Consider the following 20,673-nt stretch of genomic DNA (forward strand, 5'->3'; position numbering starts at 1 on the left):
CTCAGCTGCCGAAGCCTCCGCTCGCGGGTGGCGGCGCCGGGGCGGGGCCGCCGAGGCCGAGGTGGCTGGAGGCGAAGGCGACGCCTTTGTCGATGATGGAGCCGTCGTCGGCGTAGGTGTTGTGGGCGGCGAAGTTCATGCCGTCGGAGCAGACGGGGTCTTCGGTGGCGCAGACTTTGAGGGTTTTGTCTTGGTAGGCGGGTCCGATGACGACGGGGGGTTCGCCGAGGAAGTTCATGGCGCGCACGTTGGGCATGCCGAAGAGCACGACTGAGGAGACGTGGTTGGCGACGTCGGGGGACAGGGGTTTGGGGACGGTGGCGGGGTCGATGCCTTCGGGGACGGCGGCGGAGGTGACAAAGCCCATGACGGCGGCGCCTTGGGAGTAGCCGCCGAGGACCATTTTGGTGTTGGGGCAGTCATGGGCCATGGAGACGACGTGGGCGCCGGCGTCGCGGATGCCGTCGATGCCGGTGTCCCATTGGTCGGTGGCGGGGTAGTTGACGGGGTAGACGTCGAAGGAGCGGTCGCCGACGCGTTGGTGCAGGGCGTCGACGAAGGCTTGGCCGGTGGGGCCGACGCCGGGTTCTTCGCCGGTGCCGCGGGCGAAGACCACTTGCACGTCGGGACATTGGGCGGCGGCGGTGGGGATGAGGGAACCGGAGACGGCCGAGGCGGCCATGCCCGATGCGGCGATAACTACTGCTGGACCAAAAGAACGAACAATGCGACGCACGATCATGCCGTCCAACGTGCCCATGCGAGCCCCTCCCAAACTGTCAACTTGCCGACCATTTCGTGATGTTTTCCTGTATACCGGCGCGCGCCGGCATGCGGTGGATAGCGGCTCCGTCGCCTCCATCGGACCGACGCGGCCAGTGCGCATCTGGTTACCAAAAAACACTTTAAGCCGTCGTTTGATTTCGTCTGTCGAGGGTAGCCGCAGATCGCGGGACTCTGCCAATCAGAGGGGCGGCGACATGGCAACGGGCGAAACGGGTTTCGGCGGTGTAACCTTCGATCTCTTTTCCGTTCAACACCACTCGGTGATATCGGGCCGCGACGACGACCCGCGCGCGCGACGCAACCCGCGCGGGACCGAATGGGATTGCCTCCGGCCCCGCGATGAGGACGCCGGTGCGGCGAATTGGTTTCCGCGTGAGCCGAAAATGCTGAGCGGGCGCACAGGTGTCGGCATGGTCACATACGGGCAACGCTCAGGTGCGCTCGGCGTGGCGCCCTATTAGAGTGACGTATCTTAGGGAAAGCTTATGATTCGTTAAGTATGGAAACAGGTAGCACGGAGCAAGGCTGTGAAAACGGACCGTTTCGACGCGATCATCATAGGCGCAGGTTTCGGCGGCATCGGCGCCGCAATTCAGCTCAAGCGCCTCGGTTTTGAGAACTTCGTCATCCTCGACCGAGAGGATGACCTGGGTGGCACCTGGCATGTCAATCACTACCCGGGCATCGCCGTCGACATCCCCTCCACCACGTACTCGTACTGGTTCGAGCCCAATCCCGGGTGGTCACGGTTGTTTGCGCCGGGCGCCGAGGTCAAGGCCTATGCGGCCGACGTCGCCGACAAGTACGACGTGCGCCGCCACATGCGGTTCAACACCACCGTCGAAGGCGCCGAGTGGGACGAGGACGCCGCGGTCTGGCGGGTGACGCTGGCCGGCGGCGAAAACCTGACCACCCGCTTCCTGATCACCGCGACCGGCTTCCTGTCCCAGCCGCGCCTGCCGGACATCCCCGGCATCACCGGCTTCGAGGGCAAGATCGTCCACACCACGGCCTGGGACCACGACTACGACTACACGGGCCGCCGCATCGCGGTCATCGGGACCGGCGCCTCGGCGGTTCAGCTCATTCCCGAGCTTGCCAAGCAGGCCGGCGAGCTGACCGTCTACCAGCGCACCGCGACCCACATCATGCCCAAGCCCGACTTCGAGTTCCCGCAGGCGGTGCGACGCCTGTTCGCCCGGCTGCCGGCCTCGCAGCGCGCGCTGCGGTGGGTCACCGACATCATCCTGGAAATCATCATGGTCGTCGGGGCGCTGCACTATCGGGAATCGCGAGGGCGCGGCAACATCTCGGCCGCCGACCTGGCCAAGATCAACCGATTCCGGTGGATCCGGGACAAGGATCTGCGGGCCAAGTTCACCCCGGACTACGACTGCGGCTGCAAACGGCCCACCCTGTCCAACAGCTTTTATCCCGCGTTCGCCAAGCCGCACGTGCACCTGGAGACCAACTCGATCGAGCGGATCGAGCCGGACGGCATCGTCACCACCGACGGGCGCAAGACCGTCATCGACACCCTGGTCCTGGCGACCGGTTTCGACCTGTGGGAGGCCAACTTCCCGGCCATCGAGGTGATCGGCCGCAAGGGCCGCAATCTCGGTAAGTGGTGGCGCGAGACCAGGTTCCAGGCCTACCAGGGCGTCTCCGTGCCGTACTTCCCGAACTATCTGGGCCTGGCGAGCCCGTTCGCCTTCTCCGGACTGTCCTTCTTCCACACCATCGAATACCAGATGCGGCACATGGACCGGCTGCTCGGCGAGGTCAAGCGCCGGGGCGCGACGACGTTCGAGGTGACCGAGGAAGCCAACGACCGGTTCATGGAGCGCATGACCAAACTGCTGGACAGTTCGGTGTTCTACAGCGGCGACTGCGCCACGTCGCGGTCATACTACTTCAGCCCCAGCGGCGAGGCGTCGCTGCTGCGGCCCACGTCGACGCTCAATTCGGTGCGCGAAGCGCAGACCTTCCCGCTCAGCGACTACGTGATCGCCTAGCGCCTCAGCGGCGCGCGGATCCGGTCAACGGTTGCCCGTTGGCGGACTGCAGCAAGCAGATGACGGTGCTCGGGGTGGGGTTGGCGCCGGTGCGGTCCTGGTTCGAGTCGATCAGATAGGTGATCGAAAACCGGCCGGCGTCAACGGATTGCCCGGTGTAGGGGGCGAGTCCGGCGGCGCAGTCCTTGGTGGCGACGGCGGCGATGGCGGTGTCGACTGCCATCGGGGCACGCAGATATACCTCGGCCAAATGCGCTGTCGCGCAGTCGACGACGGTGACGTCGACGCGGCTGCCGTCGGCCGGCGGCAGGTCGGCCACGCACTCACCGGCCCGCAGGTCGATCCATTTCTCGGTGTGCGAGCCGGGCGGCAGCGGAGCGGCGATGGCGGCGGCGCAGGGGCCCAACATGGCCGCGACGACGAGGACGCCCACCGGGTGAAGGGGTGAAGTGCGCATCGCAGCCTCCGTTGCTCTTAGCGGTGGAGTTTAGGAGGTGTTGGTCAGCGCCGGGTCCGGTTTTGCCGACGACATCGATAGGAACCCGCGCACGCAGCGCGCGGCCAGCCACCAGTTCGCCGGCTTTTTCATGTCCAGCCCGCCCAGGAGCTGTTTGACCATGGTCAGGCTGTCGAAGTAAATGCGTTCGCAGACAAGGGTTTCGGTGTCGTCGAAGACGAAGTAGGCGGTCATGCGGACACGGAACCGGCTGCCGGTCGGCGGGACCTTGCCCAGGTTGCCCTGGTGGGTGCCCATCAACCAGAATTCGACGATCACCGCGTCGGCGCTGTGCCGCAGCGCGATGATTTCGTGATCCTGGTCGGGAAACGCCGTGCGGGTCTCGGCGTAGTAGCCGCGCACCGCCGCATCGCCGTCGTGCACGAGCATCTGGGGGATCAGCTCGTAGCGCGGATGCGGGAACGTCGCCAAGACGTCGTCCCATGCCTGGCGGACCTCGTCATGAAAGTGGTCGAGCACGAGCTTCTGGCGCGCGGCCAGCACCTCGGGGGGCGGGAACGCGGGGATGGTCACGTGGTCAGCGTAAGCCCGCGACCTCGCGATTGGAGGTGACCTACCGCGGGGGAGTCCAGGCGACCGGCAGGGTCTTGATGCCGTGAATGAACTGCGACAGCAGCCGCGCGGGCTCGTCCGTCGCGACGATGTCGGGGATCTCGCGTCGCAATTCGTCGAAGACCACCCGGATTTCGCGACGAGCCAGGTTGGCGCCCAGGCAGAAATGCGCGCCCCCGCCGCCGAAGCCGAAATGGGGATTGGGGGTGCGCGCGACGTCGAAAAGCCAGGGATGGTCGAACGTCGACTCGTCGCGATTGGCCGAGTTGTACCACAGCGTGACCTTGTCGCCGGACTTCATCTTGGTGCCGGACAGCTTGAAGTCCCGGGTCAGCGTGCGGCGCATGTAGATCACCGGGGACGCCCACCGCACGATCTCCTCGACGGCGGTCGGCGTCAGGCGGTCGAAGTTGGACCACCACTTGTCCCGCTCGGCGGGGTAGCGCGACAGCGCCAGCACACCGTGGCTGATCGCATTGCGCGTCGTCTCGTTGCCGGCCACCACCAGCAGGATGAAGAACGACGCGATCTCGGCCGACGTGAGCCGTTCCCCGTCGACCTCGGCCTCCACCAGGCTGGTGGTCAGGTCGTCGTGGTGATTCGACCGCCGGTCCTCGGCCAGCGCGCTGGCGTAGGCGCCGATGTCCATCGACACCTGGAGGAACTCCCCGAAGTCCGTGGCCAGGTCCGGGTCGCCGAACCCGAGAATCACGTTGGTCCAGTGGAAGATTCGCTGATGGTCCTCCTCCGGGATGCCCATCATGTCGCAGATGACCTGCAGCGGCAGCGGACCGGCGAGCTCGCCGACCAGCTCGGCCTCCCCGTCGGGATGGTTCGCGATCAGCGAGGCGACCAGCCGCCGGGCCCGCTCGCGGACCGATGCCTCGATGCGCGCCACCACTTTCGGGGTGAACGCGCGACTGACGATCGAGCGCAGCCGCTGGTGCCGCGGATCGTCGAGCACGATCATCGAGCCGAAGTACTCGCTGATCTCCGGGGTGTTGTCGTTGATCGTGATGTTGGGGCTGGAGCTGAAGATGTCCGGATGACGGCTCGCGAAATACACATCGTCATGCTTGGTCAGCGCCCAGTGCCCGTTGCCCGGCTCGAACCCCTCGTACTCGACCGCGGGCCAGAACGAGATCGGCGCCTCGCGGCGCAGGGTGGCGAAGGTGCCGTCGCGGACATCGTCGTCGAGCGCCCAGAAGTCCAGCGACTCGAGGTGGATGTCGGCCAGCGGGATCTCGGGCGGCGGCGCCCCGTTCGTCCGCGCCGCCAGGCCCTTTTTGGGACCCGTCTTGAGGCTCACCTAGACCTCCTCGTGTCGTGCGGGGGCGTGCGGCACGGTCAGTGGGTGCAGACCGTTCGGGCGGGCGTGCCGACCGTGGCCGTCGCCGCGCTGACCACGTTGCCGTCGACCAAGATCTTGCAGGAGATGGGGCCCGGCCCCTGCGCGCTGATCGTGAACACCTCGCCACCGAACCCGGTGAACTCCGTCGACCACGGCAGCGGCGCATTCACCTGATGCAGCTGCCCGGTGTCGGTTTGGTAGTAGATAAATTCGGCGACCGCGGGCCCGTTGACCTCGTAGCGGATCTGCGGCATCTGGGGCAGCGCGTGGGCCACGCCGCCGGCATTCGCGAACCCTAAACCGACGGCCAACACGATCGCAGGTCCGGTGAGGTGCTTCGTCATGAATTGCATCGTGTCACCACGGGCGACGGTAGGGAAGCTTAATGTGAAGTTCCAAGCGGGGGCTGGTGAGTGGAAAGGTGGCGTAAAGGCATGGCGGGACACGGCTCAAAGCGCGTGGTGGTGTTCGGCACCGGCTTCGTCGGCAAGATGGTGATCCCCGAGATCGTCAAACACCCCTCGTTCGAGTTGGTGGGCGTCGGCGTCAGCAACCCGAACAAGGTCGGCCGCGACGTCGGCGAGATCTGCGGAATGGGCGAGAAAGTGGGCATTCTCGCGACCGACGACATCGACGCCCTGATCGCCTTGAAGCCCGATGCGCTGGTGCATTACGGCCCGACGGCCATGCACGCCAAAGAGAACATCCTGCTGATCACCCGGTTCCTGCGGGCCGGCATCGACGTGTGCTCGACGGCGATGACCCCGTGGGTGTGGCCGACGATGCACCTGAACCCGCCGAACTGGATCGAGCCGATCACCGAGGCCTGCGAACTGGGTGAGTCGTCCTGCTTCACCACCGGCATCGACCCCGGATTCGCCAACGACCTCTTCCCGATGACGTTGATGGGCCTGACGTCGGAGGTGCGGCGGGTGCGCGCATCGGAACTGCTGGACTACACCAACTACGAGGGTGACTACGAATTCGAGATGGGCATCGGTCGCGAGCCCGAATTCACGCCGATGCTGCAGGACCGCGACATGCTGATCTTCGCGTGGGGCGCCACCGTCCCGATGATCGCCCACGCCGCCGGCATCATGCTCGACGAGATCACCACCACCTGGGACAAGTGGGTGACACCGACGGAGCGCAACTCGGCCCGCGGCGTCATCAAGCGCGGCCACGTCGCGGCCGTCCGGTTCACCATCAACGGCGTCTACCAGGGCGAGACCCGCATCCAGCTCGAACACGTCAACCGCATCGGGCTCGACGCCGCCCCGGACTGGCCGCGGGGCCACGACAACGACGTCTACCGTGTGGACATCGAGGGGACCCCGAGCATCTTCCAGGAGACCGCGTTCCGGTTCACCGACGGCTCCGGCCGCGACGCCGCCGCGGCCGGCTGCCTGGCGACCGGGCTGCGGGCCCTCAACGCCGTGCCGGCGGTCAACGACCTGCGGCCGGGCTGGGTCACCCCGCTCGACCTGCCACTCATCGCCGGGGCCGGCAACATTCGCTGACCGGCGCACAGCGGTCACATAGCCGCCACCGACACGCGATACAGGATTTGGCGGCACAATAGCGGCTAGCCGGATGCGAATTGGTGCTGCGAACAACGGGGATCGAACTATGGCCAATGGAGCTGGGACCGCACTGGGCCTATCGATCGGTGTCACCAACCTGGCGGCCGCGACCTCCGATAACGCCATCACCCGCAAACCCGTCCTGACCCTGTATCCGGACAAGCCCGCCGAGATCGGCATCCCCGCCGAAAACCCCCGCCTGCAGGGGCCGGGCGTCGTGCTCACCGGCTTCGTGAACCGCGTCGGCGACCCGCGCGGCGTCGTGGCCCCCGACGGCTCGGTGCATCGGGGCGAGGTGTTGCTCGCCGACGGGTTGCGGGCGCTGGCCTACGCCGCGACCGGCGGACGCCCGCTGCCCGACGACGTCGCGGTCACCTACCCGGCCCATTGGGAGTCGCCGGCGGTGGAGGCCCTGGGCGCCGCCCTGGGCGAAATCCCCGAATGGTCGGGGCGCGCGCGCCCCATCCTGTTGATTCCCGACGCGGCCGCGACGCTGCTCGCCGTGCGGACCAACCCGGGCATACCGGCGCGCGGGACCGTGGCGGTGTGCGATTTCGGCGGCAGCGGCACCAGCATCACGCTGATGGACGCCGACGGTGACTACCGGGCGGTGGCGCCGACCGTGCGGCACCGCGACTTCTCCGGCGACCTGATCGACCAGGCGCTGCTGGGGGTCGTGGTGGCCAACATGCCGACCACCGGCGCGTTCCCGACGGGCACGGCGGCGATCGGCTCGCTGAGCCGGCTGCGCACCGGGTGCCGGATCGCCAAGGAACAGCTGTCCTCGAGCGCCGCGACGACGCTGACCAATGGGCTGACCGGGGCGCAAGGTGAAATCCGGCTCGCCCGACACGAACTCGACGACGCGATCCGACCGGCGCTGACCGGCTTCCTCGCGCGGCTGGATGAAACGTTGGCGCGCAACGGGATCCGCGACCTCGTCGCGGTGGTGTCGTCGGGGGGCGGGGCGAACCTCCCAGCCATCACGACCACGCTGGCGCGGCATCTTCGTGTCCCGGTCGCCACCACGCCGCGGCCGCAACTCACCGCGGCGGTCGGCGCCGCGCTGCGGGTGGCGCGCGGCGCCGGCGATGCGACGTCCGCGGCGCCCGCCGTGCCCGCGACCGCGACGGCTCGGGCGGCGAGGCCCGACCGCACCGCGACAACCCAACTGCCGCCCGCGGGCCCAACGCCGATGCCGATCCGGGCCTGGTCGGCCACGGCCCGCCAGTCGCGCGTCATGCCGGCCGGCGACGCGCCCGATTTGGAGGCACCGACCACCCGGATCGCCGCCCCGGCCGCGCGGCGCAAGCGGATGTTCGCCCGATGGCGCCTGCTGCCGGCGGCCGCCGTCCTCGTCACCGCCGCGGCGGTGCTGCTGGTGGGGGCCGCGCTGGCGGTCGGGCTGAACCCGCCGGACAAATCGGCGACGACGCTCGCCCCGGCGGTGACCACCACGCCGCCGGCGCCGGCGCCGGCGACCGCGGAACCCGCGCCCGTGGACGTCCCGGTGCCGTCGACCTCCGACACCAACCCGCCGGCCGAGACCGAGACGCCGATGACCACGACGCCACGGGCGACTCCCCAGGCGGCCCCGCCCCCGCGCCCGGCAGCTCCGCGCCGCGTGGCCGTCCCGCCCATTCCACCGATTCCCGGGCTCAATGAGCCCATCCCCGGGCTCGACCGGGTCAACCAGATCCTTCAGGAGATCCAGGGCGGCCTGGGCGTCAACGCACTCGGGCCGTTACCCGCCCGCTGAACGACCCTTACCCGCCACCGGGGGCCGGTACACGAATTACCTTTCGGTGATACGTTTTTCGCCTTTGTTCTCCGCGGTGGCGGCTTCCCTCAGCACCTCGTTGAGGGCCTTGTCCTTCTCGATCTGGTCCTGCAGATCCTTCTGCTCGCGGCCGTCGTCGTCCTTGGCCTGGGAGTCCGTGCCCTCGGCGACTTCATGCTTCGGGTTACCGTCCTCGTCCAACCATTCGTTGACGGCGGTGCCGGACACGCTCCCGCCGGTGCCGGGCAGCACGATCGTGGGCTTGTCCTTGTAGGCCTCCATCATCTTGGCGGCCTCTTCTTTGTCGTCCTCGTCCGGCTCCGGCTTCTCGGTCAGTCGTTGCTCGTCGTCCTGACCGGACGATTTGTCGTCCTGCACGCTCATGCATCTACCCCCTTGCATCGCAGATTCGACGATGGCGGGGGATTACCCGTTGCGCGGCTGTGCCGAAACTCTCCTCAGCGCGCCCCGTCGCCCTTGACCAGCACAACCAGGGCCTGCGGGATCCGCATCGGCTCGGGTGCGCTGGACAGCCGCTCGGCGACCGCGGCCTGCAGCTGCTCGACGAACTGCCCGGCCCGTGGGTCGTGGATGCCGCCGTCGAGCGCGCGCACCAGGGCGGGGAACAGCGCGGACCGCGCGAAGGCGGCCCACTGGGCGCCGAAGGCGTGGGCGTCGTGGTCGGACTGGAAGCGGGCCCAGAATCGATCCTCGGCGTTGAAGATCTCGAGGTGCTCGATCATCAGCCCTTCGAACCGCCCCTTGGGCGCGAACGGCGCGCGAAAATCCTTCTCGGTGCGGGCAAAGGTGGGAATTGTCATGCGCCGCAGCTCATCTGGGCTCAGCAGGCCGTCGCGTCGCTGCTCGTCCAGCGCGCCGACGATCGCGTCGAGCAGCGGCGCGAAGCCCGCCGTCTCGTCCTCGTCGGCCGCCAGCGTCAGCGCCACCAGCCGGCCCTCGGGCGCCAATTCGCGCCCGCGGAACGCCACGAAGTTGTGCCAGTCCAGGGCGGCCTGGTCGGAATAGGCGGATCGCACCGCGTCGTCGGCGGTGCACGAGACGTGCACGTGATCGGGCACCTCGCAGGGCGTTCGGCTCAGCCACTGCGTCGCCCAGGACGTCCAGCCCAGGTTGACGGTCTTGGACGGGACGATCTGGTTGTAGAAGGACCGGCCGATCGCCGAGGTGAACGTGGCCCCGTCGAGGTGCAGGTAGCTTTCGGGGTCGTCGGCCACCGTGCCGAACAGCGCCGTGAAGTCGTTGCGCGGTACGTCGGTGTGCGCCACCAGGATTGCGTGGTCGTGGCTGGTGCGCCGGCGCAACACCGCGATGGCCGCCGACAGCGGCCGCAGCGAATTGTGGCCGTTGGCGGCGCCGTAGTCGGCGAGGACCATCGGCTGTGGAGACCGGGGCAGCGCAACCTGTTCGGCGGCCCGCTCGAACACCGCGATCGCCTTCGCCAACCCGGCCGCCCGCAGCCGCGACGCCTCGCTGAAGGTCGGCTCGGGGCGGACCACAATGCTCGATTCGGGCATCGGCGGTTCAGGCTGCATAGGGCAACGATAGTGGTTGGGCTGGTGGTCAGTTCGGCGTGGCGAGCGGGCCGGGCGATGTCAGTGGCCGCGCGCCACCCATTCCTCGTAGTGCACGATCTCGTCACCGATGGTGGTGCTGTCGCCGTGGCCGGTGTGCACCACGGTATCGCCGGGCAGGGTGCCCAGCCGCCCGGAGATCGACTGCAGGATGGTCGGGAAATCCGAATAGGAACGCCCCGTGGCGCCCGGGCCGCCGGAGAACAGGGTGTCCCCGCTGAACACCACACCGAGTTCGGGGGCGAACCAGCACACCGAGCCCGGGGAGTGCCCCGGCGTGTGCAGAGCCAGCAGCTCGGTGCCGGCGATGTCGATCGTGTCGCCGTCGGCGATCGTGCGGAAGTCCTTGTCCGGGTGGGTCATTCGCCACAACACGTCGTCGCCGGGGTGCAGCAGGACCGGCGCGTCCAGGGCCGCGCCGAGTTCGGGGGCCACCGTGACGTGGTCGTTGTGCCCGTGGGTGCAGACCACCGCGACGACGTTGCGCTTACCGACCGCGGCCAGGATGGGCTCGGCGGCGTGCGCGGCGTCGAACACCACGACGTCGGAGTCGTCCCCGACGATCCAGATGTTGTTGTCGACTTCCCAACTGCCGCCGTCGAGTTCGAACGTCCCGTGGGTGACCAGGCGCTCGATCGCCGCCATCAGAGCACCACCACCGAGCGCAGCACCTCGCCGCCGTGCATCTTGTGGAACGCCTCCTCAATGTCGCCGAGCCCGATGCGTTCGGAGACGAACTGCTCGAGCGGGAGCCGGCCCTGCAGGTACAAGTCGATCAGCGTGGGGAAGTCGCGTTCGGGCAGGCAGTCGCCGTACCACGACGACTTCAGCGAACCGCCGTGGCTGAAGAAGTCCACCAACGGCATCTCCAGCGTCATGTCGGGGGTCGGAACACCCACCAGCACAACGGTTCCGGCGAGATCGCGGGCGTAGAAGGCCTGCTTCCAGGTTTCGGGCCGGCCCACCGCGTCGATCACCACGTTCGCGCCGAACCCGTCGGTGAGGTCGGCGATGGTGGTGACCACATCGAGTTCGCGGGCGTTGACGGTGTGCGTGGCGCCGAACTTGCGCGCCCAGTCCAGCTTGGTGTTGTCGGTGTCGACGGCGATGATGCGCCGCGCGCCCACCAGCGCCGCCCCCGCGATCGCGGCATCGCCCACCCCGCCGCAGCCGATCACCGCGACGGTGTCGTCCCGGGTTACGGCGCCGGTGTTGATCGCCGCGCCCAACCCGGCCATCACGCCGCAGCCCAGCAGACCCGCGACCGCGGGGTCGGCCTCGGGATTGACCTTGGTGCACTGGCCGGCGGCCACCAGCGTCTTGTCGGCGAACGCCCCGATGCCCAGCGCGGGCGTCAGCTCGGTGCCGTCGGTCAGCGTCATCTTCTGGGTGGCGTTGAAGGTGTCGAAGCACAGGTGCGGCCGCCCGCGCTTGCAGGCCCGGCACTGCCCGCACACCGCGCGCCAGTTCAGGATCACGAAGTCGCCCGGCGCCACGGCGGTCACGTCCGGCCCGACGGCCTCGACCCGGCCGGCGGCCTCGTGGCCGAGCAGGAACGGGTACTCGTCGTTGATGCCGCCCTCGCGGTAGGTCAGGTCGGTGTGGCACACCCCGCAGGCGATCACGTCGACGAGAGCCTCGCCCGGCCCGGGGTCCGGGACGACGATGTCGACCAACTCGACGGGTTCGCCCTTCTTGCGTGAAATCACGCCGCGCACTGTCTGACTCATGGCTCCAACCTACTGATCGCCGCCATACATCTCGCGGCGGGCCGTCCACCCATCGGGCCGGTGTAGCGTCGCAGGGCGTGACGGCCAGGGAAACCACCGAAGAATTCACCGAACGCATCGCCGCGACCCTCGACGGCGCCAGCCTCACAATCCTGTTGAGCATCGGGCACCAGACCGGCCTGCTGGACACCATGGCCGGCCTGCCGCCATCCACCAGCGCCCAGATCGCCGACGCCGCCGGGCTCGACGAGCGCTACGTCCGCGAGTGGCTGGGCGGCATGACCACCGGGCGCGTGGTGGAATACGACGCCGACACCGCCACCTACTCGCTGCCCGCCCACCGCGCCGGCGTGCTGACCCGCGCCGCCGGGCCCCAAAACCTCGCCGTGGTGGCCCAATTCCTGCCGCTGCTCGGCGAGGTCGAACAGAAGATCATCGGCTGCTTCCGCGCGGGCGGCGGCCTGCCCTACAGCGAATTCCCGCGCTTCCACCAGCTGATGGCCGAGGAGAGCGGCGCGATGTACGACGCCTCGCTCGTCGACGTCGTGCTGCCGTTGGTGGACGGCCTCGTCGAGCGGCTGCGCGCCGGCGCCGACGTGGCCGACTTCGGCTGCGGCAGCGGCCACGCCGTCAACGTGATGGCACAGGCGTTTCCGGCGAGCCGCTTCACCGGCATCGACTTCTCCGAGCAGGCCATCGCCACCGGCATCCGCGAGGCCGCCGACCGTGGCCTGACGAATGCCACGTTCGAAAGCCACGATCTGTCCGAGTTGGACAAGCCCGAGGCCTACGACGTCATCACGGTGTTCGACGCCATTCACGATCAGGCCCGGCCGGCGCGGGTGCTCGAGAACATCTACCGGGCGCTGCGGCCCGGGGGCGTCCTGCTGATGGCCGACATCAAGGCGTCGAGCCGGCTGGAGGAGAACGTCGGCGTGCCGATGAGCACCTACCTGTACACGACGTCGCTGATGCACTGCATGACGGTGTCGCTCGCGCTCGACGGCGCCGGGCTGGGCACCGCCTGGGGAACGCAGCTGGCCGTCGCGATGCTCGGCGACGCCGGGTTCGACGACGTGCGGGTCGCCGGGATCGAGGCGGACCCGATCAACAACTACTACATCGCCCGAAAGTGATGGCGCCCCTCGACGTGCTGGCCGACTGGCCGGTCGGGGCCGCGGCCGCCGCCGTCGTCGGGCCGGGCGGCGTGCTGGCCGGCCACGGCGACCCCGGGCGGGTGTTCGAGCTGGCCTCGGTGACCAAGCCGCTGGCGGCCCGGGCCGTGCACGTCGCCCTCGAGGAGGGCGCCGTCGACCTCGACACGCCCGCCGGCCCGCCCGGTTCCACGGTCCGCCACCTGCTGGCGCACACCTCGGGCCTGTCGATGCACTCCGAGAAGGTGCTGGCCGCGCCCGGTGCCCGCCGCATTTACTCCAACCAGGGCTTCACCGTGCTGGGCCAGACCGTCGAACGCGAGACCGGCATCGACTTCGCCCGCTACCTGGCCGAGGCGGTGTGCGAGCCGCTGGGCATGGCGGCGACCCGCCTCGAGGGGGGCGCGGTGGCCGCCGGGTTCGGCGCGACGTCGACCGTGGCGGACCTGGCCGCGTTCGCCGGGGACCTGCTGCGCCCGGTGACGGTCTCGGCAGGCCTGCACGCCGAGGCCACGACCGTGCAGTTTCCCGGCCTGGACGGCGTGCTGCCCGGATACGGGGTGCAGCGGCCCAACGACTGGGGGCTCGGATTCGAGCTTCGGGACGCGAAATCGCCGCACTGGACGGGCGCGCGGAACTCGGCGCGAACGTACGGCCATTTCGGCCAGGCGGGCGGGTTTATCTGGGCGGATCCGGAAATCGAGCTCGCGTTGGTGGTGCTGACGGACCGCGAATTCGGGGAGTGGGCGCTGCGGCCGTGGCCGGAGATTTCCGATGCCGTGATAGCCGAGTACAGCTAATTCGGACTGCACACTAGCGCAACACGGGTATCACAAGGCACAATAGACACGCACGACACACAAATAATCGAAGATTTCGCGCAAGCTGCCCTGCTTGCCGGGTCCACAGGTCGTTGGGGAAGACGTCCCTGGTGGAACCGAAGGAGCAGGAAATGCGAGCGTCGAATCAATTCGCCGACGTGACGACTGGCGTGGTGTACGTGCACGCTTCGCCGGCGGCGGTGTGCCCGCATGTCGAGTGGGCGCTGTCGTCGACCCTGGGCGCCAAGGCGAACCTGAACTGGACGCCCCAGCCGGCGATGCCCGGTCAACTGCGCGCGGTCACCAACTGGGTCGGTCCCGTCGGCACCGGCGCCAAGTTGGCCAACGCGCTGCGCTCCTGGTCCGTGCTGCGGTTCGAGGTCACCGAGGACCCCAGCCCCGGAGTCGACGGCCATCGGTTCAGCCACACCCCGCAGCTCGGCCTGTGGAGCGGGGCGATGAGCGCCAACGGCGACGTCATGGTCGGGGAGATGCGGCTGCGGGCGATGATGGCCCAGGGCGCCGACACCCTGGCCGCCGAACTGGATTCCGTGCTGGGAACGGCCTGGGACGAGGCGCTCGAGGCGTATCGCGACGGCGGCGACGGCGGCGAGGTGAGCTGGCTGAGCCGGGGGGTCGGTTAGTTTTCCCGGCGGTGGGACGCAAGAGCCTTCGCGCCGAGTGAACGGCGCTGACCGGTCTAGCGAAAAGGCCGGGCCGACTACGGAACCCGCGGACGGCTAGGTCGGTTCGCAGATCACCACCGGAATCACCCGGTCGGTCCAGGATTGGTATCTGGCCCACCGCGGGTTGTGCGCGGTGAGTCGCGGCCACAGTTGTGTGCGTTCCGTCTCGTCGGCGACGCGGGCACGCATGCTGCGAGTCTGCGCTCGGATCTGGACGCGCACATCGGGGTTGGCGCGGAGGTTCAGAAACCACATTGGGTGTGTGGGCAGACCGCCCTGTGACGCCACCAGGACCAGTCGCGCGTCGTCGGCCATGAATATCAGTGGAGTGGTGCGGGATAACCCGCTCTTGCGGCCGGTCGTGGTCAACAGGCACAGTGCGAGTCCCAACTCGTGGCCGGCAAGGCGGCCGTCGGTGGCGCGATAAATAGCCACGTTCGCCTTGGAAACCCATTTCAGGAGTCGCGGAGCCAGAACCGAAATGAGGACGGGGGGCCGCTTGGCGTCGACCCTGCGAGTGTTAGCCGGCCAACGCCACATTGTTTCTGTTCCTTGTTCGGGTCGCGCGCTCGGCAGGTCTTCTTTTAAAGGATTATAATCGTTAAAATAGACTTTGTGCAGGTGCACACATCGGGACGGCAACGCTATGGGTCAGTCAGCCATGGCGGAAAACAGGCGACGAGCCATCCGGGAAGTAAGAAGCGGCCATGAAAGATATCGAAACCCCCGTAATCGAAGCGCTCGGTGATCACGATTACCTCGTGCGTGTCGGCCAGGACGAGGAACGTGTGACCATCCGGGTGCGGGCTACGCCCGAGGTCGTCGCGCGGATTGCCGGACCCGAGGCCGACGAAGCGCGCGTCATCGCCGCGACCATGGCCTATCTGACGGTGCGTCAGCGCCCCGACGATCTACCACCGCAACTGGACCTCGACGACGTCATCGCCGCTTACGACGATTACCTCGATGACGTCCGTAACGAAATCGGCAACCTGCGGTGAACGGTGCGCATGGCTACCGGGCCGGGCGCAAAATCTGCAGAGCGCCTGGCACCACGGAGATCTCGGCCGGCAGCGCGCACGCGAAGTCGCCGTCGGCGTAGACGTTGATGCCGGGGCACTCGACGTGGATCGATCGGGCGCGCGCGGTGCTCACCTCGTCGAGGTCGACGTGCGTGCCCTTCATCACGGTGGGGAACAGGCGGACCAGCTTGGTGCGGGATGCCGAGTGCACCATGGTGATGTCGAGCAGGCCGTCGGTGTAATCGGCGGCGGGACAGATCCGCATGCCGCCGCCGTAGCTGCGGGTGTTGCCGAACGCGGCCAGCGTGATGTCGGCGTCGATCTCCGTGGTGCCGTCGAGCACCAAGCGAAAGGGTAAGAGCCGCAACTGCGACAGCTCGGCGAGCATCGCGAGGTAGTAGCGCAGCCGACCGTGCGGCCAGCGCATCCGGTTGGCGCGATCGGTGACCAGCGAATCGAAGCCCGTGGCCGCCACGGTGCCGAACCACTTGCTCACCCCTTCGCTGTCCGTAATCCGGCCCAGGTCAATGGTTTCGGTCCAGCCGTCGACGACGAGGTCCGCGGCCGCCTCGGGGTCCTGGGTGGGGATGCCGAATGCGCGGGCATGGTCGTTGCCGGTTCCCGCGGGAACGATGCCGACGGGAATGTCGGTGCCCGCCAACACCTGCAGCGCGTTGGAGACGACGCCGTCGCCGCCGGTCACCATGACCGCGTCGGCGCCCTTGTCCAGCGCCGCGCCGACCAGGTGCCGCGCGTCGTCGGCGTCGTCGCCGATGATCTCGACGACCTCCACCCCCCGCTTGTGCAGCCGGGCGATCGCGACCTGCGCGGCGCGCACGGCGGTGCCGTGCCCCGAGATCGGGTTGGTCAGCGCGATCACCTTGCCGACCTCGCGCCGGCGCAGCGGAGTCACGGAATCAGCTTGCCGGGATTGAGGATTCCGGCCGGATCCAGGGTCGCCTTGACCGCGCGCAACACCTGCACTCCCAACTCGCCGATCTCGTCGCGCATCCACGGCCGGTGATCGGCGCCGACCGCGTGGTGGTGGGTGATGGTCCCGCCGGTGGCCATGATCGCATCCGACGCCGCCCTTTTCGCGGTCTTCCATTGTTCGATCGGGTTGCCGCGCTGGCCCGCGACGACGGTGAAGTACAACGAGGCGCCGCATGCGTAGACGTGCGAAATGTGACACATCACCAGCGCCGGGGTGCCGGTTTCGGCGAGGGATTCGGTGAGTGCCTGGGTGACAGCGGTTTTCAGGGCGGTGACGTTCGACCAGTCGGTGGCGGTCTCCAGCGTCTCGCACAGCGCACCGGCCGCGAGCAGCGAGTCGCGCAGGTAGGGCGCGCCGAACCGGCCGCGCTCCCACGCCCGCGCGGGCCCCTCGCCCAGCGAGGTTCCGCCGCGGGCCGCGAGCAGCGCGCTGGTTTCGGCGTGCCGGCTCTCGACGTGCTCCTCGGTGCCCTCGAACATGGTGATGGCCAGGCATCCGCCGGTGATCTGGGATTCGCCGATAGCCTCGGTGGTGGCCAGGTTGACGCCCGTCTCGGCCTCGTCGGAAAGCCGAACGACGGTGGGGCCGGTGGCATTTTGGGCGACGGCCCGCAGGGCGGCGGCGCCGGTCTCGAAATCGGGGAACGACCAGGCCTCGTAGCGCACGGCCGCCGGGGCGCGGTGGACCCGCAGCCGCACCCGGGTGATGACGCCCAGGGTTCCTTCCGAGCCGATCAGCAGCTGACGCAGATCGGGGCCCGCGGCCGATTCCGGTGCGCGGCCCAGGTCCAGGGTGCCCACCGGGGTGATCACCCGCAGTCCGCGCACCATGTCGTTGAACCGGCCGTAGCCCGCCGAGTCCTGCCCGGACGAGCGGGTCGCGGCGAAGCCGCCGATGGTGGCGTACTCGAAGCTCTGCGGGAAATGGCCGAGCGAAAAGCCGTGTGCGCCAAGGAGTTTTTCGGCGACGGGCCCGGTGACGCCCGCCTCCAAGACGGCCTGGCCGGACACCTCGTCGAGCGAGATCAGCCGATCGAGGCGACGGAGGTCGAGCGAGACGACGGCGCCGAACTGGGCGCGATGCGGGTCCAGCCCGCCGACCACGCTGGTGCCCCCGCCGAAGGGCACGACGGCGATGCGGTGCTCGCTGCAGTGGCGCAGGATCGCGGCGACGGCGTCCTCGTCGGCGGGCAGCAACACGGCGTCGGGCGCGTCCTGCGGCCCGCGTTGTTTGCGGTTGAGCAGGTCGACGGTGGACTTGCCGCCCGCGTGCAGCAACCGGTCGGAGTCCGCCGTGCGGCAGTAGTCGGCGCCGACGATGGCGGCCAGCGCCTCCCGGTCGATCGGCGACAACGCCGACGGCCGCAGCTCCACCTGGTCGGGTTGCAGTTCGGCCGCGGGGGACCCCTCGACCCCCACAGCCTGCTGCAGCAACGACCGGATCCCTTCCGAGAGGGGCTTGGCCGCGGCGGGATCTCCCCACGCGTTCCATTTCATGGGCGGCAGGAGCCCCTCGGGATGCGTCATGCGTTACAGTATTACATATGTTGTCAATCCGTAACGAGCTGGATGTCGGGGAGCGGATCCTCGCGGCGGCCGCCAGTTGTGTGGTCGACTTCGGCGTGGACCGGGTGACCCTCGCCGAGATTGCCCGACGCGCGGGAGTCAGCAGGCCGACGGTGTACCGGCGCTGGCCGGACACCCACTCGGTCGTCGCGGCGCTCTTGACCCGGCACGTCACCGAGGTGATGAGCGACGCGCCGCTGCTCGGCGACGACCGGGAATCGCTTGTGCGACAGATCGTTACGATGGCCGACCTGCTGCGCCAGGACCCGCTGGTGATGTCGGTCCTGCACTCGGAGCTCGCGACCACCTACATCACCGAGCGCCTCGGGACCAGCCAGCGCATGTTGATCGACGCCCTGGCCGCCCGCCTGCGAGTCGCCCAGCGCCACGGCAGCGTCCGGAGCGGCGATCCGGTCCAGATGGCCACCATGGTGTTGCTGATCGCGCAGTCGACCATCCAGTCGGCGCGCATCGTCGCACCGATGCTCGACGCCGACGCGCTGGCCGCCGAGCTGGCCCACTCGCTGAACGGATACCTGTCGTGATTCCTGACCCCACCGCCTTGAACGCCGCGCGGCGCGCCGCCGACCTGACCGCGCTCGCCGAGGGCGAGCCGCTGGACGTCGTGGTGATCGGCGGCGGCATCACCGGCGCAGGGATCGCGCTGGACGCCGCGGCGCGCGGGCTGCGCGTCGCGCTGGTGGAAAAGCACGACCTGGCGTTCGGCACCAGCCGCTGGAGTTCCAAACTCGTCCACGGCGGCCTGCGCTACCTGGCGACCGGCAACGTGGGCATCGCCCGCCGCAGCGCCATCGAGCGCGGAATCCTGATGACCCGCAACGCGCCCCACCTCGTTCGGGCGATGCCGCAGCTGGTGCCGCTGTTGCCGTCGATGAGCCCGGGCAAGCGGGTGCTGGTGCGGGGTGGGTTCCTGGCCGGTGACCTTTTGCGGGCGCTGGCGGGCACGCCGGCCTCGACTTTGCCTCGGTCGCGCCGGATTTCGGCGCGCCGCGTCGTGGAAATGGCTCCCACCGTGCGGCGCGACGGCCTCGACGGTGGGTTGTTGGCCTACGACGGGCAATTGATCGACGACGCCCGGCTGGTCACCGCCGTCGCGCGCACCGCGGCGCAGCACGGCGCCCGGATTCTAACCCATGTGTCGGCGTCACGGGCCACCGGCACCTCGGTGCGGTTGACCGATGCGCGCACGGGCGAGTCCTTCGACGTCTCGGCTCGCGCCGTCGTCAACGCGGCCGGGGTGTGGGCGGGCGAGATCGACGGCTCGTTGAAGTTGCGGCCCAGCCGCGGGACGCACCTGGTGTTCGACGCCGCCACGTTCGGCAATCCGACTGCGGCGCTGACGATTCCGATTCCGGGCGAGCTCAACCGCTTCGTCTTCGCCATGCCCGAGCAGCTGGGCCGGGTCTACCTGGGCCTGACCGACGAGGCGGCGCCCGGCCCGATCCCGGATGTGCCCGAGCCATCGGTCGACGAGATCACGTTCCTGCTCGACACGGTGAACACCGCGTTGGGGACGGGCCTCACCGCCACCGACGTGATCGGTGCCTACGCCGGGCTGCGGCCGCTGATCGACACCGGCGAGGGCCGCACCGCCGACGTCTCCCGCGAGCACGCCGTCGTCGAGTCGGCGTCCGGGGTGATCAGCGTGATCGGCGGCAAGCTGACCGAATACCGGTACATGGCACAGGATGTGCTGGATCGCGCCGTCCGGGTGCGGCGACTGCGCGCCGCGAAATGCCAGACCCGCAACCTGCCGCTGATCGGGGCGCCGGCCAACCCGGGGATCATCGCGGCGCCGGATGTCGGGCTACCCGAGTCGCTGGTGTCGCGCTACGGCGCCGAGGCCGCCAAGGTCGTCGCCAGCGCCGCCTGCGAGCGGCCGAGCGAGCCGGCCGTCGAGGGAATCGACGTCACCCGAGCCGAATTCGAGTACGCGATCACCCACGAGGGCGCGCTGGACGTCTCCGACCTCCTCGACCGGCGGACGAGGATCGGCCTGGTGTCGCGCGATCGGGAGCGGGCCGTCGCGGTGGCCGAGGAGTTTCTGGCGCGGTTCGGTTAGGGCGCCCGCCCGATGTCCTCGTGCCACAGCTCGGGGTGCTCGGCGATGAAGGCGGACATCATTTGTGTGCAGCGCGGGTCATCGACCACGGTGACCGTCACGCCGTGCTGCGCCAGCCATTCGTGCCCGCCGGTGAACGTGCGGGATTCGCCCACCACCAGCGCGCCGATGTTGAACTGGCGCACCAGGCCGCTGCAATACCAGCACGGCGACAGCGTCGTCACCATCACCGTGGAGCGGTAGTCGCGCTGTCTGCCCGCGGCGCGAAACGCGTCGACCTCGGCGTGCAACGACGGATCACCTTGTTGCACACGGCGATTGCGGCCGCGCCCGAGCAGGACGCCGTCGGCGGTGAACAGGGCGGCGCCGATGGGGATGCCGCCCTCGGCCAGCCCGGACCGCGCTTCCTCGAACGCGACGTCCAGCATTGCCGGTGCTGAGA

Annotated in this window: 23 protein-coding genes; 10 read left to right on the top strand and 13 right to left on the bottom strand. The window is 68.9% G+C overall.

All coding sequences use genetic code 11. The annotated features are described in order from the left end of the window. Window position 1 precedes the first annotated feature (1 nt). A complete protein-coding gene (locus P6281_RS10655; RefSeq protein WP_014379904.1) occupies window positions 2-760 on the bottom strand; it encodes a cutinase family protein in 759 nt (252 codons plus the stop codon). A gap of 220 nt (window positions 761-980) precedes the next feature. Here P6281_RS10655 and P6281_RS10660 point away from each other — a divergent pair, with 220 nt between their 5' ends. Both P6281_RS10660 and P6281_RS10665 read left to right on the top strand, forming a co-directional pair. Beyond that, window positions 981-1,247, top strand: a complete 267-nt coding sequence (locus P6281_RS10660) for a hypothetical protein (RefSeq protein ID WP_014379905.1) — start codon at window positions 981-983, stop codon at window positions 1,245-1,247. 66 nt (window positions 1,248-1,313) lie between these two features. Then, the gene (locus P6281_RS10665) at window positions 1,314-2,801 is read left to right on the top strand and encodes a flavin-containing monooxygenase (protein ID WP_201406993.1); all 1,488 of its coding nucleotides are present in this window, start codon (window positions 1,314-1,316) and stop codon (window positions 2,799-2,801) included. 4 nt (window positions 2,802-2,805) lie between these two features. On the opposite strand, the gene P6281_RS10670 is transcribed toward P6281_RS10665, so the two are convergent. From P6281_RS10670 to P6281_RS10685, 4 genes are all read right to left on the bottom strand, one after another. Continuing rightward, window positions 2,806-3,210 (bottom strand): septum formation family protein, encoded by a 405-nt coding sequence (locus P6281_RS10670; protein ID WP_225337581.1) that lies wholly within the window; start codon window positions 3,208-3,210, stop codon window positions 2,806-2,808. A gap of 78 nt (window positions 3,211-3,288) precedes the next feature. Next, complete coding sequence (locus tag P6281_RS10675; protein ID WP_014384514.1) at window positions 3,289-3,831, bottom strand: ester cyclase; 543 nt, start codon at window positions 3,829-3,831, stop codon at window positions 3,289-3,291. 40 nt (window positions 3,832-3,871) lie between these two features. Continuing rightward, window positions 3,872-5,179 (bottom strand): cytochrome P450, encoded by a 1,308-nt coding sequence (locus P6281_RS10680; protein WP_014384515.1) that lies wholly within the window; start codon window positions 5,177-5,179, stop codon window positions 3,872-3,874. A 38-nt stretch (window positions 5,180-5,217) separates the two neighbouring features. After that, window positions 5,218-5,565 (bottom strand): MmpS family transport accessory protein, encoded by a 348-nt coding sequence (locus P6281_RS10685; protein WP_026071561.1) that lies wholly within the window; start codon window positions 5,563-5,565, stop codon window positions 5,218-5,220. Window positions 5,566-5,655: 90 nt separating this feature from the next. On the opposite strand from P6281_RS10685, the gene P6281_RS10690 reads away from it, so the two are divergent. Together P6281_RS10690 and P6281_RS10695 are read left to right on the top strand one after the other, a co-directional pair. Next, window positions 5,656-6,741 (top strand): NAD(P)H-dependent amine dehydrogenase family protein, encoded by a 1,086-nt coding sequence (locus tag P6281_RS10690; protein WP_008255870.1) that lies wholly within the window; start codon window positions 5,656-5,658, stop codon window positions 6,739-6,741. A 109-nt stretch (window positions 6,742-6,850) separates the two neighbouring features. Further along, window positions 6,851-8,563 (top strand): Hsp70 family protein, encoded by a 1,713-nt coding sequence (locus tag P6281_RS10695; RefSeq protein WP_008255872.1) that lies wholly within the window; start codon window positions 6,851-6,853, stop codon window positions 8,561-8,563. A gap of 36 nt (window positions 8,564-8,599) precedes the next feature. Here the strand turns inward: P6281_RS10695 and P6281_RS10700 are convergent, their stop codons facing one another. From P6281_RS10700 to P6281_RS10715, 4 genes are all read right to left on the bottom strand, one after another. Continuing rightward, window positions 8,600-8,968: a hypothetical protein gene (locus P6281_RS10700; protein WP_008255874.1), complete on the bottom strand. Its 369-nt coding sequence runs from the start codon at window positions 8,966-8,968 to the stop codon at window positions 8,600-8,602. Between the two features lie 74 nt (window positions 8,969-9,042). Continuing rightward, window positions 9,043-10,137, bottom strand: a complete 1,095-nt coding sequence (locus P6281_RS10705; RefSeq protein ID WP_008255876.1) for a hypothetical protein — start codon at window positions 10,135-10,137, stop codon at window positions 9,043-9,045. Between the two features lie 60 nt (window positions 10,138-10,197). Beyond that, entirely contained in the window at window positions 10,198-10,821 is a 624-nt protein-coding gene (locus P6281_RS10710) for an MBL fold metallo-hydrolase (protein ID WP_008255879.1), read from the bottom strand. Further along, window positions 10,821-11,906, bottom strand: coding sequence for an S-(hydroxymethyl)mycothiol dehydrogenase (locus tag P6281_RS10715; RefSeq protein ID WP_008255882.1), 1,086 nt, complete (start codon window positions 11,904-11,906; stop codon window positions 10,821-10,823). The genes P6281_RS10710 and P6281_RS10715 overlap by 1 nt, the downstream gene beginning before the upstream one ends. A 77-nt stretch (window positions 11,907-11,983) precedes the next feature. On the opposite strand from P6281_RS10715, the gene P6281_RS10720 reads away from it, so the two are divergent. From P6281_RS10720 to P6281_RS10730, 3 genes are all read left to right on the top strand, one after another. Then, entirely contained in the window at window positions 11,984-13,042 is a 1,059-nt protein-coding gene (locus tag P6281_RS10720) for a class I SAM-dependent methyltransferase (RefSeq protein WP_008255885.1), read from the top strand. Next, a complete protein-coding gene (locus P6281_RS10725) occupies window positions 13,042-13,860 on the top strand; it encodes a serine hydrolase domain-containing protein (RefSeq protein ID WP_008255893.1) in 819 nt (272 codons plus the stop codon). Before P6281_RS10720 ends, P6281_RS10725 begins: the two co-directional genes overlap by 1 nt. 152 nt (window positions 13,861-14,012) lie before the next feature. Next, window positions 14,013-14,525 carry a DUF3145 domain-containing protein gene (locus P6281_RS10730; RefSeq protein WP_008255895.1) on the top strand — a complete coding sequence of 171 codons (513 nt, stop codon included), beginning with the start codon at window positions 14,013-14,015 and terminating at the stop codon, window positions 14,523-14,525. A 96-nt stretch (window positions 14,526-14,621) separates the two neighbouring features. On the opposite strand, the gene P6281_RS10735 is transcribed toward P6281_RS10730, so the two are convergent. Beyond that, on the bottom strand, window positions 14,622-15,107 hold the full coding sequence (locus tag P6281_RS10735) for a nitroreductase family deazaflavin-dependent oxidoreductase (protein ID WP_009957846.1): 486 nt from the start codon (window positions 15,105-15,107) through the stop codon (window positions 14,622-14,624). Window positions 15,108-15,274: 167 nt separating this feature from the next. Here P6281_RS10735 and P6281_RS10740 point away from each other — a divergent pair, with 167 nt between their 5' ends. Next, the gene (locus tag P6281_RS10740; protein WP_009957848.1) at window positions 15,275-15,568 is read left to right on the top strand and encodes a hypothetical protein; all 294 of its coding nucleotides are present in this window, start codon (window positions 15,275-15,277) and stop codon (window positions 15,566-15,568) included. Window positions 15,569-15,581: 13 nt separating this feature from the next. On the opposite strand, the gene P6281_RS10745 is transcribed toward P6281_RS10740, so the two are convergent. Together P6281_RS10745 and P6281_RS10750 are read right to left on the bottom strand one after the other, a co-directional pair. Further along, window positions 15,582-16,502: a diacylglycerol kinase gene (locus tag P6281_RS10745; protein ID WP_014379915.1), complete on the bottom strand. Its 921-nt coding sequence runs from the start codon at window positions 16,500-16,502 to the stop codon at window positions 15,582-15,584. After that, window positions 16,499-18,079 (bottom strand): FAD-binding oxidoreductase, encoded by a 1,581-nt coding sequence (locus tag P6281_RS10750; RefSeq protein WP_085978370.1) that lies wholly within the window; start codon window positions 18,077-18,079, stop codon window positions 16,499-16,501. The genes P6281_RS10745 and P6281_RS10750 overlap by 4 nt, the downstream gene beginning before the upstream one ends. Window positions 18,080-18,126: 47 nt before the next feature. Between P6281_RS10750 and P6281_RS10755 the strand changes: the two genes are divergently transcribed. Together P6281_RS10755 and P6281_RS10760 are read left to right on the top strand one after the other, a co-directional pair. Continuing rightward, entirely contained in the window at window positions 18,127-18,693 is a 567-nt protein-coding gene (locus P6281_RS10755; RefSeq protein ID WP_324738876.1) for a TetR/AcrR family transcriptional regulator, read from the top strand. Then, window positions 18,690-20,231, top strand: a complete 1,542-nt coding sequence (locus tag P6281_RS10760; RefSeq protein WP_043954758.1) for a glycerol-3-phosphate dehydrogenase/oxidase — start codon at window positions 18,690-18,692, stop codon at window positions 20,229-20,231. The genes P6281_RS10755 and P6281_RS10760 overlap by 4 nt, the downstream gene beginning before the upstream one ends. Here the strand turns inward: P6281_RS10760 and P6281_RS10765 are convergent. Further along, on the bottom strand, window positions 20,228-20,659 hold the full coding sequence (locus tag P6281_RS10765; protein WP_008255903.1) for a nucleoside deaminase: 432 nt from the start codon (window positions 20,657-20,659) through the stop codon (window positions 20,228-20,230). The genes P6281_RS10760 and P6281_RS10765 overlap by 4 nt on opposite strands. Window positions 20,660-20,673: the final 14 nt, after the last annotated feature.

Source organism: Mycobacterium sp. 5-140-3-2 (assembly GCF_035666375.1).
GTDB classification, from domain to species: domain Bacteria; phylum Actinomycetota; class Actinomycetes; order Mycobacteriales; family Mycobacteriaceae; genus Mycobacterium; species Mycobacterium intracellulare.

Coding starts and splice junctions, on each gene's coding strand:
- P6281_RS10655 (WP_014379904.1), bottom strand. CDS start 760: ATGGGCACGTTGGACGGCATGATCGTGCGTCGCATTGTTCGTTCTTTT.
- P6281_RS10660 (WP_014379905.1), top strand. CDS start 981: ATGGCAACGGGCGAAACGGGTTTCGGCGGTGTAACCTTCGATCTCTTT.
- P6281_RS10670 (WP_225337581.1), bottom strand. CDS start 3,210: ATGTTGGGCCCCTGCGCCGCCGCCATCGCCGCTCCGCTGCCGCCCGGC.
- P6281_RS10685 (WP_026071561.1), bottom strand. CDS start 5,565: ATGACGAAGCACCTCACCGGACCTGCGATCGTGTTGGCCGTCGGTTTA.
- P6281_RS10690 (WP_008255870.1), top strand. CDS start 5,656: ATGGCGGGACACGGCTCAAAGCGCGTGGTGGTGTTCGGCACCGGCTTC.
- P6281_RS10695 (WP_008255872.1), top strand. CDS start 6,851: ATGGCCAATGGAGCTGGGACCGCACTGGGCCTATCGATCGGTGTCACC.
- P6281_RS10700 (WP_008255874.1), bottom strand. CDS start 8,968: ATGAGCGTGCAGGACGACAAATCGTCCGGTCAGGACGACGAGCAACGA.
- P6281_RS10705 (WP_008255876.1), bottom strand. CDS start 10,137: ATGCAGCCTGAACCGCCGATGCCCGAATCGAGCATTGTGGTCCGCCCC.
- P6281_RS10710 (WP_008255879.1), bottom strand. CDS start 10,821: ATGGCGGCGATCGAGCGCCTGGTCACCCACGGGACGTTCGAACTCGAC.
- P6281_RS10715 (WP_008255882.1), bottom strand. CDS start 11,906: ATGAGTCAGACAGTGCGCGGCGTGATTTCACGCAAGAAGGGCGAACCC.
- P6281_RS10725 (WP_008255893.1), top strand. CDS start 13,042: ATGGCGCCCCTCGACGTGCTGGCCGACTGGCCGGTCGGGGCCGCGGCC.
- P6281_RS10730 (WP_008255895.1), top strand. CDS start 14,013: ATGCGAGCGTCGAATCAATTCGCCGACGTGACGACTGGCGTGGTGTAC.
- P6281_RS10735 (WP_009957846.1), bottom strand. CDS start 15,107: ATGTGGCGTTGGCCGGCTAACACTCGCAGGGTCGACGCCAAGCGGCCC.
- P6281_RS10740 (WP_009957848.1), top strand. CDS start 15,275: ATGAAAGATATCGAAACCCCCGTAATCGAAGCGCTCGGTGATCACGAT.
- P6281_RS10750 (WP_085978370.1), bottom strand. CDS start 18,079: ATGAAATGGAACGCGTGGGGAGATCCCGCCGCGGCCAAGCCCCTCTCG.
- P6281_RS10755 (WP_324738876.1), top strand. CDS start 18,127: ATGTTGTCAATCCGTAACGAGCTGGATGTCGGGGAGCGGATCCTCGCG.
- P6281_RS10765 (WP_008255903.1), bottom strand. CDS start 20,659: ATGCTGGACGTCGCGTTCGAGGAAGCGCGGTCCGGGCTGGCCGAGGGC.